Annotated in this window: 8 protein-coding genes; all 8 read left to right on the plus strand. The window is 52.6% G+C overall.

Translation table 11 applies throughout. From position 1 onward, the window contains the following. Positions 1 to 199 precede the first annotated feature (199 nt). The 8 genes from H7C19_RS07885 (at position 200) to H7C19_RS07920 (ending at position 16,591) form a co-directional block, all read left to right on the plus strand. Entirely contained in the window at positions 200 to 2,254 is a 2,055-nt protein-coding gene (locus H7C19_RS07885; protein WP_313731476.1) for a DUF5693 family protein, read from the plus strand. 75 nt (positions 2,255 to 2,329) lie between these two features. Beyond that, on the plus strand, positions 2,330 to 3,529 hold the full coding sequence (gene csaB, locus H7C19_RS07890; protein WP_185142068.1) for a polysaccharide pyruvyl transferase CsaB: 1,200 nt from the start codon (positions 2,330 to 2,332) through the stop codon (positions 3,527 to 3,529). Beyond that, positions 3,522 to 4,289, plus strand: a complete 768-nt coding sequence (locus tag H7C19_RS07895; RefSeq protein ID WP_185142070.1) for a WecB/TagA/CpsF family glycosyltransferase — start codon at positions 3,522 to 3,524, stop codon at positions 4,287 to 4,289. Before csaB ends, H7C19_RS07895 begins: the two co-directional genes overlap by 8 nt. A gap of 132 nt (positions 4,290 to 4,421) precedes the next feature. Further along, the gene (locus H7C19_RS07900; protein WP_246469371.1) at positions 4,422 to 5,567 is read left to right on the plus strand and encodes a glycosyltransferase family 4 protein; all 1,146 of its coding nucleotides are present in this window, start codon (positions 4,422 to 4,424) and stop codon (positions 5,565 to 5,567) included. A 155-nt stretch (positions 5,568 to 5,722) separates the two neighbouring features. After that, complete coding sequence (locus tag H7C19_RS07905; protein WP_185142072.1) at positions 5,723 to 9,538, plus strand: S-layer homology domain-containing protein; 3,816 nt, start codon at positions 5,723 to 5,725, stop codon at positions 9,536 to 9,538. Between the two features lie 649 nt (positions 9,539 to 10,187). Beyond that, positions 10,188 to 12,728, plus strand: coding sequence for an S-layer homology domain-containing protein (locus H7C19_RS07910; protein ID WP_185142074.1), 2,541 nt, complete (start codon positions 10,188 to 10,190; stop codon positions 12,726 to 12,728). A gap of 129 nt (positions 12,729 to 12,857) precedes the next feature. Next, a complete protein-coding gene (locus tag H7C19_RS07915) occupies positions 12,858 to 14,981 on the plus strand; it encodes a hypothetical protein (protein ID WP_185142075.1) in 2,124 nt (707 codons plus the stop codon). Between the two features lie 236 nt (positions 14,982 to 15,217). After that, positions 15,218 to 16,591, plus strand: a complete 1,374-nt coding sequence (locus H7C19_RS07920) for a sugar transferase (RefSeq protein WP_221469105.1) — start codon at positions 15,218 to 15,220, stop codon at positions 16,589 to 16,591. Positions 16,592 to 16,601 lie beyond the last annotated feature (10 nt).

Consider the following 16,601-nt stretch of genomic DNA (forward strand, 5'->3'; position numbering starts at 1 on the left):
AAGCGGCGAGCGAGCCGCATCCGGCTTTCACGCGTCTAACGCTTGTCACATGTTGTCACAGTATTGCGCGGGAAATGAAGTTTTCTGCCGATCCGGCACGCGATTTTTCGAACTTTTACGGATGATTCCGCGTCTACGTTTTCATACTAGAAATAATTGCCTGCATATGCATTGATGGGAATGAGAAGGAGTGACGGTTGTGCCCCAATGGCTTGAACAGTGGAACCGGAGATTGGCGAAGTGGCTATGGTGGGTCGTGCTCGTAGGCGTGATCGGTTCGCTGCCGGTCATGTATGCGCGCGTGCAGACGGAGAACTCCGCGGACAAAGTGGAGATCGTCATGAATTACAAGGCTATCCTGCAAGTATCCACTTCGCAACCGAATCCGGCAGCGTTCGTGCAGACGCAGATGAACAACTTGAAGGAAGCGGGCGTCAACGCGATGGCCGTATTCGAGAGCAGTCTCGAGGAACTGTCCTGGGCAGGGGAGGTCACCGTCTACAACGCCGGTCAAGCCGCCCTGCTGGACGGCAAGCTGAGCGAGCCGGGCGATAACCGTACTTACGTACTGTTCAACAACGCCGCGGACGAGCCCACGCTCCGTCCGATCATCGAAGCGGCGTTCAAGCAGCTAGAAGTGCCAGTGACGAGTTGGTCGGCCCAAGGCCGCGCGGGTCTGCGGATCGACATGTCGCCGGACGACGCGTACATCCGCCCGATGCAGCCGAATCCGCTGGCCATGAAGGCCATCCGCGACGCTGGCTTCCTCGTCGTGCCGCGCCTGTCCGACCGGATCCTGCCATACGATTCGACCCGCATGAAAGCTTGGCTGGAATCGTTCAAGACGTACGGCGCCACGCGCATCATCTTCGACGGAGAAGCGGTGCCCGGATTCAACGATCAGGACGAAGAGAAGAGTCTGGACGACTTCGCCAAGCAGTTGAAGGAGTACGGGATCGGCATCGCGGCGATCGAAAACCTCAAAGTGCCTCAAAAGGGGTTGGGAACGCTCGCCAAGGAGATCGGCTATAACGTCGTTCGCCTCCATTCGGTCTCCGACATCGAAATGTCGCAAGCGAAGGTGCCCGTGCTGACGGATCGGTTCGTGCTGGCCGTCAAGGACCGGAATATCCGCATGATCTATCTGAACGCGATTCAGGTCAAAGACCCGATTCGGCTGCAAGTGACGCATCCCTTCGATACGATCGTCAAGTCGCTGGCGGGGGACGAGGACAACAACGAGGATGGCGCCATCGCGCGCATGAAAGACTTCGGCTTCGTCATCGGCGAAGCGCACCCGTTCGACATTCATCACGCGCCGGCCGAGAAGGCGCTGCGCGCCTTGACGATCGCCGGAGCCGTGTCGCTCATCGCGCTGACGGTCGGACTGTTCCTGCCGTCGATCCTCACGCCGATTACGATCTTGGGCTTCATCGGAGGCGCGGGCGTCTGGGTGCTGAATTCGTCCACGCTGACGCAAGCGCTGGCGCTCTTCGTCGCCATCGCCGCCCCGACCGCGTCCGTGGTCACGCTGATCCGCTTGCTGCGGGCGCGGAGAAATCAGCCGGAGAGCTTCCGCCGCTCGGCCGGCGCCCGGCTCGGGAGCGCGACTATATTATATGTAAGAACAGCTGTGCTGTCGGTGGCGGCGGTGCCGTTCGTCATCGCCCTGCTGAACGATATTACGTATATGTTGGTGCTGCAGCAATTCCGCGGGGTGAGCCTGCTGCATCTGGCGCCGATCGCGCTCGTCGCGGTCTACCTGTTCTTGTACGGCCCGGGCGCGACCGTCTGGGGCAATGCGCGGCGCATCCTGAACCTGCCGATCACGGTCTTGTGGGTCGTCGCGGCCGTGGTGCTGGGCGCAGCCGGCATGTACTACCTGTCCCGTACCGGCAACGCCGGACAAGCTACAGGCATCGAGCTTCAGCTTCGTTCGATTCTGGAGACGACGTTCCATGTCCGTCCGCGCTTCAAGGAGTTCGTGCTGGGGCATCCGCTGATGCTGCTCGGCCTGTTCCTGGCGCTGCGCTATCCGAAGTGGCCGCTGCTGTTGATCGCCGCGGCGACCATCGGACAGCTGTCGATGGTCGATACGTTCGCGCACATCCATACGCCTTCGATCCTGTCGGCTACGCGCGATGCGCTTGGTCTGGCTATCGGCTTCGTGTTCGGCTTGATCGCGATCGCAGTCTGGCAAGTTCTGGCGTCGATTTGGTACAAATCCCGCGGCGGCGCGAAGGCTCGCGTCTAGCCGAAAGATTAGAATTCCTTTATCTCAGCCGGAATTAAGGTTGATTTAAGGTAAGACTGGGCGGTGCGTGGCATAATGAAGGGGAAAAATATCGCAGGCCGCAAGCTGCGGCTCGTGTTGTCGGGCTATTACGGCTTCCGCAATAGCGGTGACGAGGCCGTGCTGCTCAGCATTCTGACGGCGCTGGAGCAAGCGGCGCAGCGGGAAGGGCTGACGGTCGAGCCGGTCGTGCTCTCCGGCGATCCGGCTTGGACGCAGCGGCAATACGGCGTCCAAGCGGTGCCCCGCATGAAGCTGGGCGAAGTGCGGAAGGCGCTTCGCGCGAGCGACGGTCTAATCAGCGGCGGGGGAAGCCTGCTGCAGGACGCGACCGGAGTCGGCTCGATCCCCTACTATCTGGGGATCCTCGAGATGGCCCGCTGGGCGGGCAAGCCGACCTTCGTGTACGCGCAAGGGATCGGCCCCGTGAACCGCGCGTTGTTCCACCCGTTCGTCGCCCGCGCGTTCCGCAAGGCGAAGTACGTGTCCGTGCGGGACGCCGAATCGGCCGAGCTGCTCGCCCGATTCGGCGTCGATCGGGACCGGGTCGACGTCGTCGCGGACCCGGTCATGGGGTTGCCGCTGCCGGGCGCAGGCGGGGCAGCGAAGGGCGAGGCCCGCGAGCCGGTGCCTGATGCGGCGTCCGCGGGCGAAGCCGCGGCGCGCGGATCCGCGCCGGCGGTCGTCGGCGTGTCCGTGCGCTACTGGCGCGAGGACCGCGCGGACCTGGACCGCGTGGCCGCCGCGCTGAATGCGCTGACGCAGCGGCGGAGCGGCGTGCGGCTGCGGATGCTGCCGTTCCATCACGGGGCCGACGAGGATGCCTCGCGGTACGTGATGGAACGGCTCGGCCGCGAGGCGGCCGAGGCGGAGCTGGCGCCGGCGCACGAGGCGCCGCAGGACATGCTGCGCGAGGTCGACGGCTGCGATCTGCTGATCGGGATGCGGCTGCATTCGCTGATCTACGCCGCCAACCGCGAGGTGCCGCTGATGGGGTTGTCGTACGATCCCAAGATCGACCAGTTCCTGCAGCGGTTGGGCGACCGGGCCATCGGCACGACGGACGCGCTGAACTTGCAACTTTTTGCCGACCGCGCCGTCCAATTACTTGAAGATCCCGGGCAATGGCGAATCGACACCTATGGCGCCATTCGCAAGCTGAAGGACGAAGCCATGCGGCCCGCGGAACGCATCATTGCATACTGCATGCAACGTAAAGGTGACTCCAATGACTGATTCCGCAATCGCTCGCGAATATCCGACCGTTCCGATCTACGGCATCCCGTTCTCCAAGATGGATATGCAGGGAACGGTAGCTTATCTGACCCGCGCGATCGAGGAGCGCAAGCCGCATCGCGTCATCACCGGCAACCCCGAGATGATCATGATCGGACTGCAGGACCCCGGCTTCTATCGGGCGCTCGTCTCCGCCGATCTGGTCGTGCCCGACGGCACGGGCGTCGTATGGACCGCCCAGCGGGTGAAGCAGCCGGTGGCGGAGCGCGTCGCCGGATTCGATCTGCTGCACGAGCTGCTCCGCGTTGGCGATCGCCGCGGTTGGGGCGTCTATCTGCTCGGCGCGTCGCAGGAGATCGTGGATGCGGCGCATGCCAAGCTGGCGGAGGCGTATCCGGGCATTCGATTCGTCGGCGTGCGCAACGGGTACTTTACCGACGAAGACGATGCAGGCGTGGTAGCGGCGATCCGCGAGGCGCAGCCGGATCTGCTGTTCGTGGCCCGCTCCATGGGCAGGCAAGAGCCTTGGCTGGCGAAGCACGGCGCGGACCTCGGCGTCCCGGTCATGATGGGCGTCGGCGGCAGCTTCGACGTCATCGCCGGCAAGGTGAAGCGCGCGCCTGCGCTATTCCGCAAGCTGCGGCTGGAATGGTTCTACCGGCTGGTCCGGGAGCCATGGCGATTCCGGAGAATGCTGGTATTGCCGAGATACGCGCTTAAAGTGGTCAAAGACGGAGATAACGTTCTGAAAACGAGATAAACGCTTATGAAAAACCGTTGAAAACGAGTGAAATCGCGGTTTTTTGCCGAAAATCGGCTGGAAAAATGCCTTGTTGAATCCAGTGCCGGAGCGTATAATTCATTCCGGTACTTACGCAAAGGAGAGTTGTAGATGCCGACAGGCTGGATGGTTACAATCGGGATTACCGGATTTGCAGTATCGCTTGCCCTTGCGCTCGTGCTGACGCCGTTCGTGAAGAAGTTCGCGCATCGGATCGGCGCGATCGACGTGCCGAACCACCGCAAAGTGCACACGCGAATGATGCCCCGGCTCGGAGGACTGGCCATTTATGCCGCGTTCACGGCTTGCATCCTTTTCCTCATGCCATGGCTGCCCGACGGGTGGCTCAGCTCGCACGACGAACGGCTCATCGGCGGTCTCTTGACCGGCGGTACGCTGATCGTGCTGCTAGGCGCGCTGGACGACAAGTTCCAGCTGTCCGCCAAGCTGAAGCTGCTGGTTCAGATCGGCGCCGCGTGCGTGGTCGTATTCGGATTCGACGTACAGATCGACTTGGTGAACATTCCGTTCGGTTCCTCGATGCAAGCGCTCGGCGATTGGATCGGGATTCCGCTCACGATATTCTGGATCGTCGGCGTGACCAACGCCATTAACTTGATCGACGGACTGGACGGCCTCGCGGCCGGCGTCTCCGGCATCGCGATCACTTCCATCCTCGTGATGGCCGCGCTGATGGGCCAGGGCACCGTCGTTATGCTCTCCGCCATCCTGCTCGGCGCGATCATCGGCTTCCTGTTCTTCAACTTCCATCCGGCGAAGATCTTCATGGGTGACTCCGGATCGCTGTTCCTCGGCTTCGCGCTGGCGATGCTCTCGATGCTCGGCTTCAAGCAGATCACGGTCGTCTCGTTCGTGACGCCGCTGCTCATCATCGGCGTGCCGCTCTCGGATACGTTCTTCGCGATCATCCGCCGCTGGGTTCAGAAGAAGCCGATCTTCGAGCCGGACAAAGGCCATCTGCATCACTGTTTGCAGCAGCTCGGCTTCAGCCACCGCAAGACCGTCCTGATCATCTACGGCATCGCCGGCTTCTTCGGCGCCTGCGCAGTCGTGCAGTCGGTCATCTCGAAGTCCGGCTACGGCAACTGGATCACGTTTATCGTCATCGCCGTCATGGTGTTCCTGCTCCAGATCGGTGCCGAGCTGATCGGCATCGTGGACAAGTCGCGGCGTCCGGTGCTCGACTTGCTGTTCCGGATGCGGATGAAGACGCAGACCGATTCGCGCTCTAAATAATTCATGCACTTATTTCTCTTGATGATCGACCCGGGACCATGCGCCCGGGTTTTTCTTTTTGTGCGTTTAGCCTAAACTGCCGGGACGCGGATGCCGATACATAGAAGTATATCGCTTCGTTACCGAGGGCAACGAACAAAGGAGAGATTGATTGCATGCAACGCATCAAGCGCACGCTCGTTTGGCTGATGGTCGCCGTACTCGTGGGTACCCTGGTTCCGCTTGGGACCTTGCGTCAGGCTAATGCAGCAACAACACCGTCTGCGGCCAGTTACTTTATTCCGGATCTCAACGAAATTCGCCAGACGGCAACGAAGTCATTGGATGACAACCCTTTGGGATCCATTATTTCCAGAAGCAACGTTTATTTGACGACAAACGGACAGCTTACGATTAAGGGTACGTTCTCCTATGTCGCAAAAGATACGATGTCCGTTAAGGTTGAAAAGCTAAACTACAGCGATACTCGGAAAAAATGGGAGCCGGATGCAACCAGCTATACGACGAGCGCGGTAGATGCCGACACGAATGCGTCCAACCGCTTCACGGCAAGCAATCTGTCGCTGTTCTCAGGCTTCAACCGGATCACCTTCACTGGGATGCAAGGCAACATGGAGCGCTCCGATACGTTCTATGTGCTCTATGACAAGGTTCCGTTCGTGGAAAACTTGAAAGTCACATCCGGGAATGAAGTTACGCTGTTGAACGAAGGCACCAAAGTCGTCGTCAAAAATCAGGCGATCAGCTTGGATGGTAAAGTTCAAAATGCCACCAAAGTGACGATCAGCGTCAACGGCGGCACGGAAGTGACGACCTCGCTGCTGGAGGATGGCACGTTCTTCAGTCCGTCGCTGCGTCTGAACGCTGGCTTGAACGCTTTGAAAGTCACGATCAAGAACGCTTCGGACTCGATCGTAGTCAATCGTTCTATTTACTATTACGACGAGAACAAACCGTTTACGATCGTGGATCTGAACAATAACGGAACGAAATATTCGTTGCTCAATTCTACGCCGACTCTAACGGATAGCGTAGCTTCGGGCACGCTTGAAGTGCAAGTTCTCGTCCCTTATATTTCCGGTCATACCTTTAAAAATGAAGCGACTTATAAGCTGAATTCGGGAGCAGCAACGCCCGTTCCTGCCGATACGGTAGAAGAGGTCGTATACGGATCGGACGGCGTGACGCCGGCTTATCTTCTTCAATCGTTTAAGACGCCTTCCATCAACTTTACGAGCGGCGATCAGAACGTTACGCTTGACATTACTTACGGTGCGTTCGGCGCGGCATTCCAGGGCAAGTTCAAGTATTTGGCCGGTGCTGTCAATATTAACAAGATGTATTACTTGCCAGGCTTCACGCCAGGCGACGTGACCACCGCTTCCAAGGTCGATCTGAATGGAGCACAAGTAGAGAAGGCGGACTTCTACATTCTCGTGGAAACGGACAAGGATCCTGGGACGGTCACGTTCTCGGGATCGTACTTGCCGCTCGGTTCGGCTCTTAATTTGACGGTGCCCACCGGGGTTACGGGTCTTAATGCGAATCAGCGCGTGTATCTCGTATCCGGATTCAAGAGCGGGCAGCAGTCCGTGAAGTTCCAATATAGCGGCACTACCGTGGCTACCTTCAATGCCAACATCTCTTACGTGTCCAAGAATTACATTTATGTATCGAATTTGACGGATGGCGGCGTTTATCATTACAACTCCCGTACGACATCAGCGCCTACTCTCAAGATTACGGGTCAGTATGTCGGATTCGAGTCGATCAAATCGGCCCAGTATTTTGTCAACGGCCTGACACCGACGGCGAACTTCTTCGCGAACCTGACGGCACCGTCGAATACGAAGCACGACTTTGAACTGGATCTCCCTATTAGTGCAGCCGGACCGCTTGTCTATGGGGCGAACCAAATCGTGTTCGTCGGCACCTATGATGACGGCAGCGGTACGACCCGTGAGATCCGCAAGGAAATGCAGATTTATATCATCGATGATAACGTATCGAATATCCTGAAGTTCCAACCGGCGCATATCCCGACGTCGGGCTCCGTCCGTCAGGCATTCAGCTTCCCCCTGCTAAGTTCGTATTCAGAAGCTCAGATCAGCAACATCTTTGATCTGACAGGCTTTGTTCCGAAGGACAACGGGCAGTATGTCACGAAGGAGAAGAAGCTTGATATCACCATGCGAGGCAATGGCGCGCAGACGTTGAATATCTATAACGGTACGACGCCGATCTTCACGTTGGCCATTCCGGCTATAGAGGAATATAAGATCGACCAAGTATCAAGCGGTATTCGATACGACTTTGCTGGTAACCAGAACGACTTTATGCTGCGGATCCGCGATATCGACTTTGCCGCGACGGGCACGCAGGTTTACAACTTGGAGTTGATTAACAGCACGGGTGCCCGGACGAAACAGCGTTTGGAGATCGTCCGCGAGGCGAACTCCTATCTGATCCTAGCTCCAGTACCGACCGTTGGCGACCAGATCATCGTGAACAAGAACTTCGTTCACTTTGATATCGAAGCGGAAGGCGCTACGTCGATCCTGATCAACAAGGTTCCCGCTACGAAGCGCTCGGATTTACCTGATCGATTCGTTTATGACTTCATTGGGTTGAAGCCGGATAAGTCGACCGCTATCAAGATTCAAATCGTACGCCCAGGCGCTACGGTGAACGATACGGTTAACGTGTATTATTCCAGTTCCGTCCAGATCGATTCGCAATTTATGGAACCGATCAAGACGAAGCACTCCATCTTCAACAAATCGCTTGAACTGTCTTTCCCGAAGGGGACGCTGCTGAAATCGGCTGTACAGAATACGAACAGTGTCGTAAAGTTCTACAAGGATACCCAACTGCTGTTCGGTGTAGCTGATCCGAACAACGGCATCGTGCAGAAGAAAGACGATTATGGACATGCGCTAATCGGCATTCCGACGCGTCTGGAGAGTTTGTTCGGCAGCACGGCAAATACGGACAACTTTACGCGGATCTCCCAAGTGTTCTGGATCAGCGGCGGACGCGGCGAGCTGTATAACAAGGGAGAAACCGGCTATCAGCCGTCCACAAACGGCGTGCCGCCTTACTCCAATGTATATGAAGAGAATTTCACGCAGTACCCGATTGAACGCAAAGTCGTGCCTTCGAACAGAGGCACGCTGACGTTGACCTTCGACTCCAACGTCGTGGACGAGATCGGCTCCATGATCACGGTCTTCCGTTACAGTGACAACGGCAGATGGGAGAACATCGGCGGCGAAGTCGACGTTAAGAAGCACACGATCTCCGTTCCGTTCGATGAGTTCGGCTATTACAAAGTCATGAAGCTGCGTCAAGGGTTCTCGGACATTACGAATCACCCGTGGGGACGCAACATCATGAACGCGTTGTACGCGAAGGGCATCATGAACAACCTGCAGTACGATCAGTTCGGCGCGGACGATCAGACGACGCGTGGCGAATTCGCGACGCTGCTGGTCAAAGGGTTGAACCTGCCGCTTCGCTACGACGGGAATAAGACCTTTGTCGACGTGGTACCTGAGCTTAGCACGACGACATACGATTACGCCCACATTGAGACGGCGGCGAGAGCGGGGATCGTGCAGGGCTTGAGCGAAGGCTACTTCGGTCCAAGCGCCAAGCTGACGCGCCAAGACGCGGCGGTCATGATCGCGCGGGCGCTGAAGATCAAGCTGGCGACCAATGATTCGAAGCTTGAGGCCGCGCTGGCCAAGTCGTTCCTCGACTCGGGCAAGATCTCGTACTACGCGCGTCCGGCCGTCAGCGCCGTGTCGAAGGCGAAGATCATGCAGGGCGCTCCAGTGACGCTGCCGGGGCAGAAGAAGGCCTCGTATAACTTCAATCCGGACAGCAAGCTGACCCGGGCGGAAGCCGGCAAGATCGCGGTTGAGCTGCTGAAGAAGAGCACGAAGATCTTCCCGGCTAACCTGAGCTAAACTAATATAACCTCGTTGTTAAAACATGAAGCCCGTCGCTGGAGGCATCGTCTCTGGCGGCGGGCTCTATATTCGCGATTTGGATCATAGGGTATGATATGTGTATTCTTATTTCGATGAGTTTCAAGCCGATATTACTTAGATCAGCAAATCGCTGGATGAACTTCTATACGCAGGAAAATCTTTAGCAATGACGGAGACTCGTCCTGAAGTTATACTATAGAAGCTCAAAGGCTTACATAAGCAGTTTGTTTTAAAAAACGGGAATTCGTTTATAAAATCTTGAATGTTTTTTCGGATTACCGCAACTTTTTGAAGATCCCAACGTTTAATTACATGTGTCTGTTATCGACAAGGACTTCGGCCCTAGAACCTAGCGGTTTCGTCTAGAAAATCTTCTTTACGCTAGGGAGACACGCATGTATAATGAGGAAAGTGGCATAATTTACCCTGCCCATTTTCTGTTTCATTACCTAGTTTACGAGTTTCTGCGACATGTTTCTACTTACATAGGCCATGCTTGCAGACATCAACAATAAACAATGCTCAACTCCGGAGAGGGGGTGAAATGGCTATGAGAGAACCGAGCTACCATTTTTCCAGACAAGTAAACTCAGAGAAGCCTTTTCGAGGAGGAGAACAAAAGGTTATGAAGAAAAGATTAGTCAGCCTCGTGCTGGCGATCGCCGTAGTAATGTCCTACGCGGTCTCCGCTTTCGCTGCAACGCCTACTGACGTTGCCGGCAACAAGAACCAAACTGCAATCGAAGAGCTTGTAGCTCTCGGCGTAATCAACGGTTACACCGACGGCACGTTCAAGCCGGAGAACAAGATCACCCGCGCTGAACTGGCCAAGATCGTCGTTGAAGTTACTGGCTTCGGCAAGACTGCTGAAGCACTGAAGAACGTAAAGTCCAAATTCACTGACGTTAAAGTCAATGAATGGTACACGGGCTACATCAACGTTGCCGAAACCAAGGGCTACATCCTTGGCGACAAGGACAAGAACGGTAAAGTTACAAAGTTCCGTCCTAACGACAACATCAAGTTCGAAGAAGTAACGGCAATCATCCTGCGTGCTATCGGCTACCAAGATGCGCACCTGTCCGGCAACTGGCCGTACAACGTTGTCGTCAAAGCTGACGACATCGGCCTGTTCAGCAAAGTGGACATCGCTCAAGGTACGCTGGCTTCCCGCGGCGTCGTTTCGCAAATCGTGAACAACGGCTTGCTGAAGCAAATGGTTGCATGGGATCCTGAGAAGGCAAACTTCGTTAACGTAAAGGATCCTAACAACAACAATGTATTCCTGATCTCCAAACTGGGCACGACTGAATGGGCTGTTGTAACGGCTAACTCCCTCGATGCTCAAGGCAAGATCGAACTGAACGGCACTCGCCAAGTTACGGCTTCCAACTTCATCGTAACGGGCGGCGCTAAACTGGCTGACCTGCTTGGCCACCGCGTACTCGTTCTGAAGACGAACGATGCTAAGGTTCTGGCAGTTAGCGATCTGATCAGCGCTGACAACGTAGTTACGGGTAAGTTGAACGCTAGCGTTACTAAAACCACGTATGCTATCGATAACGGCCTGGAAGTTAAAGTTGGATCTGACGTTCTCAAGTTCAACCTGACTGCTTCTACGCAACTCTTCTCCAACACGAATACTGTCTACTCGATTGCTAAGGATGCCGACGTAACTGTTTACCTGACGAACATTGTTGTTACTAACGACTACGGCGACAAGACTTCCAAGCAAGTTGTTCTGTCCGTCGTTGCGAACACGTTCGGCTACCAAAACGTGAAGCTCGAGTCCACTGTTGCAGCTACTTCTACTGCTAAAGCGCGTGTAATCACGGGCAGAGGCGCAGTTGATGTAACGGACGCTACGGTTATCACGATCAACGGCGAGACGAAGACCTTCGCTGATCTGGCGAAGAACGACATCTTGAACGTTGCATTCAACACTGACAAAGTAGCTACGGTCATCAATGCTACGCGTAACGTTGTTGAAGGTAAGATCGACGCAGTTCGTACCACGACTGAAGCTAAGTACTACACGGTTAACGGTGTAGAGTACAAGGAAGTTAACTCGCTGGGTCTGCTTCCAGAAGCTACTTACAAGCTGTTCTTGAACGCAGATAAGAATGTAGCTGCTGCTGAACTGGTTGTACCAGGCTCCGCAGGTAACGTTGCTGTCATCCTGTCGATCAAGGACCATGCACAAATCGTTGAAAATGGCATTTTGACGAACACTTTCAAGGATGTTGTAACGTACTACTCCTTGAAGGATGACAAAGTTCTGTCTCTGAACCTGGATGATAAAACGTATGCAGATCAAGATGCAGCTGATCTCGATGAGAAGAAAGCTGTTATTGAATGGAAAACGGATAACTCCGGCAACGTAACGGGTATTAAGACAGCAGTCGCACTGTCTTCGGCTGGCACAGTATCCGACAAATCGGATTCCTCCTTCAAAAAAGGCGGCTCTACGTACTACATCAATGCCAACACGCTGGTGTATGACGCTACAAAAGCTTCTGAAGCTACCAAGTCTGATCGTAAGGTTAGCAAGTCTGACCTGACGAAGCTGGCTAACGGTGCAGAAGTTGCTGTATATGCATCTGGTGCATATGCGCAATACGTCTTCGTAACGAAGTCGTCTACGGGCGACGATCTGAAAGCTGCATTCGGTACGTACAATGACGCGTATACCTCTGTATCGACTTCCGGTACGGTATACACCGTCGAATTGAACGTAAACGGTAAGGCTACAGGCTTCAAGGTAACTCAAGCGGTATATGACGCTGCTAAGGCACACAAAACGGCTGATCATGAACTCGTAGCGCTGTTTGGTGGCAAAGATGCATTCGACGGTATTGAATTCCCAGGTGCAAAAACTGCTACTCATCTCCACAGCATTTGGAGTGACAAGATCACTGCTGTAAGCCAAGGCACGAACAGCCTGACGGTTGATGGCGATGCTTCCAACTACATCATCAACGCAACAGACACCGTTGTTTACCTTCAAGCTAAAGACAATACTGTAACTGTTGGTAACCTGTATGATCTTGATGATTACTTCTACAAAAACGCTGCCGACTACGATGTCATCGTAGCATCGTTCAGCAAAGACTACTCTGTTGCTGACAAGCCGGTTGCTAAAGCAATCGTCCTCAAGCTGAAGTAATCTTCTCTAGTGAAAGACTCCGGTGGACTATGTCCACCGGAGTCTTTTTATTTTCTATAAACCAAAACTTTTTGGCTCTCATTTACGTATAGTAGTTAGGCGAATATGGGAATGGGAGTGACACCAATCATGAAGCGAAAGTTGAAGAATTCGCTCCTGCTCACAGCAGGAATTGTATTTATGTCAAGCGCAGCCTTGCCAGTACTAAACTTGCCGATTCAACATGCTCAAGCAGCCAGTAGTACAGCGGTAGCATCACCGTACAAGAACATCAGCATTGGAAATCAATTGTCGGTTAAATTGGTTGATAGCAACTTGATTCCCAATGAAAATGGCAACGTTGCAAGCTTTACGATCAGCTTCAATAACGATGGTGCAAGAGATGTGCAATTCATTGATTACTGGGCTAGACTACGTTCCAATTCAGGTTCGCAATACACTTTGACGCTTCTTGACGCAGACAAGAAGAAATCAAAGATTGCGTCGAAGTCTTCTCAGACCTATACTTTCTATGCTCAGGTAGGAAGCAAAGAAACACTTAGCAACCTCAACTTACAAATTATCAAGTTTGATTTCAGTACTGCAGGTTATGAGAGGTCATTGGCCAAATTCACTTTCCCTCAAGGATTTACGGGAACAGTTAAGAGCGGCGGATTCAAAGCGATTCCCATTAACAATTCATTCGTCAATACGAGACCAGATTCATTAAGTCTGAATAAGACATTGACTGGGTACAAGGCTAAAGTAAAGTTTCTTTTAAGAAACGCATCTAAAGTAACGATTCCACTTCCAACCTATGATTATTACATACAGTCCTCGGAAGGAAATATGTATAAACTCACCCCTACCACAAAGCTGGACAACTTCATGTTGGAGCCAGGGGTGCTAAAAGAAGTTGCCTTATCAGCAGATCTGCCTGCATTATCTAATACAACTGCATTTAGGCTTGTCGTCACTCAGAATGTAGCAAGCAAAGACGGAGACAAGATTAATATCCCAGTCGGCTCCTATGTCATCCCGAACAAACAAGTCGTGGAAAATACAACGACAAACACCAAAGCTTCATATTCTAATGATTTTGGGACCTATGACGCCGAATTAACAAATCTCCAAAGACTGCCTTGGCTCTCATCCGATAATGTAGTTGCACAAGTTGTGATTCGAAATAAAGGGAATTCCTACCTCCCTCTTCCGGCTTACTTGGGCAAGTTCATATTGGACAATAATGTGAACGTAGATGCTAAGGAAGTGCAGAATACGGCTGATGTAGGACTGGCACCCGGCGCGCAGACAATTGTATATCTGTACGGAACGATTCCATACAACTATGCGTTAAATGATATTAACATTACACTAAACCAAAAGGATGAGACGGAAGAAGTACAGCTCTTGTCCTTCAATCAGAAAGGAACGGCATTCAAGCTCCCGACTATCCCCGTCGGAAGTGCATATGAATCGAAAGATAATGGTAGAGAAGTTGCTGTCTCGATTGATTCGATTCGTACGTATACCGGTGCAAGCTCGGACTATGTTGCCGCCTATGTAAATGTAACAAATGCACAGCAGCGTAATGCGGAGCTGAATGCCTGGACGGGCTACTTTAAGACGAGTGACGGCGTCTTCCGTCCTGCAAAACTCCTCAAAGGAAAAGGTAATGTCACTCCTGGTCACAAGGAACAGATCGTCCTCTATGCAGATTTGCCAAAAAATACGAATACGAAGGACATGCAACTCATCATTGGTGAAGGAGTTAACGAAAAGGGTTACGCAACAACAGAAGAAGGTCTTCTGGGCTATGTGAATGCTGTTGCGTTCCAGGTTCCTGGAGAGGTCTCGGCGAGCAACCAGTTCCAGAATTTGAAGGTCGGTCCTTACACGTTGAATTTCAGCTCCTTGGTAACCCATCTGGACGTCAACGAAGTCAAGTTCGGAATTAATGTTGATATTGCACGCGATAATACCGTGGACGTCTTCTCTCCTCGCAAAATAACAATGAAGATAGAAGATATCGGTACCGGTAAGGCGATTATTTCTGAAGATGTCGAGATCGAGAATCCGCAAGCCACTCGTTCCTGGAAGCAAGGCTTCAACACAGATCTGATCACCAAGGATCTGGGCTCTACGATGGTAGGAACGAATTATATGTTGTCCATCTACGAGACGATCGATGGCAAGACGAAGCTGTTGGCATCAAAGAGCATCACATGGAATCCTTTCACGAACTGGGCCGATCCCAATGCCGTGAATAGCTAAATCTAGCAAGGACACAAATCGCCACTTCGGCATGATGTCGAAGTGGCGATTTGTCGTCAGTCCTCAACAGAATTGTGTTATAATTGGAATAATCGAGTCGAAATCTGTTGTGAGGATTTATAATGACTAATTTAGATTATTTGGACACGACTACTAGCGGGCGAACGCAGAATTACACGGAACAAGTAGCGATCCAACGTCAATATTCGCAGAAGAGAAGATTCGCCCTTAATATCATGATCCTATTCGCCGAAGTAGCAACCTACGTAGCTACTTTTATTGCGATGTTTTTACTGAAAGTATGGCCTGAGTATGCATCAGGCGGCATTAACAGTTCTCCCATCTTAGCCAACTATCTACTATTTATCGTTCTCTTTCTAACGATCTATTTCATCATTACGTATCAGAAGCAGTTCTATAAAATAGACAAGGAACAAGCGTTGTCCGAAGAGTTTGTCCACATCCTCCGGGCTGTAGCATTAAGCTTTTTAATTGCAATTGGTATCTCGTATTTGTTGAAGAACACTTTTCTATTGTCGCGTATCTTACTGGTAGCTTATGTGACGACGTTTATGATAGAAGCTGCATTTTACCGATATATACGGAAGTGGAGCATTGCCAGGCTCAAAGAAAAAGGCGTCATTGTCCGTAGGGTGCTCATTGTGGGTGCCGGCAGAGTAGGGATTCAATTAAGAGAACACTTTGAACGCGAACACACGCATAATGGATATGAAGTTACAGGATTTCTGGATGACGATGTGGAGAAAGGGGAGGTACTGGGGCGCGTAGCGGATCTCGAGAGAATCATTGAGAGAGAGAAAATAGAGATTCTGTACATCACCATCCCATCGGCAAGAGAAAAGATGCAAGAAATGCTGCATGCCATCTACAAATATCATGTAGACATCCGAATCATACCTGAGATGTATGATCGCGTTGGCACTGTCTTCGAGTATCATCAAGATACGGCTTTCCCCTATATCCAAGTCGTTAAAACGCCATTACGCGGACTCAACTTGCTGCTTAAGCGTACGATGGATCGTACCCTTGCGTTTCTTACATTGTTATTTTTCTCTCCTTTGTTTGCTTTCATAGCCATACTTATACGCATCGATTCACGAGGGCCGATATTCTTCAAGCAAGTACGGATTGGCAAGAATGGCCTTCCGTTCTACATGTACAAATTCAGATCTATGGTAACCGATGCGCATCTCATTCGTCAGCACTTGGACACCACGAATGAAGCGGATGGCCCTGTATTTAAAATAAAGAGTGATCCCCGAGTGACCAAGATCGGCCGGATTCTCCGAAGATATTCCATAGATGAGCTGCCGCAGCTGATTAACGTGCTTAAAGGTGATATGAGCCTGATAGGCCCCCGACCTCCGCTACCAAACGAAGTGGCGCAATATACGAATCATCATTGGCGAAGGATGGATGTACTGCCCGGAATGACGGGGCTCTGGCAAGTTAGCGGCCGCAGTGATCTGGACTTTGAACAATGGGTAGATCTCGATATTTATTATATCGAGAGATGGAGCTTTGGCTTAGAGATGAAGATTCTGTTCAAGACCATTCCGGTTGTCCTGAAAGGTACCGGGGCTTATTGATGAGGAGTGT

This window comes from Cohnella nanjingensis (assembly GCF_014212125.1).
GTDB lineage: Bacteria > Bacillota > Bacilli > Paenibacillales > Paenibacillaceae > Cohnella > Cohnella nanjingensis.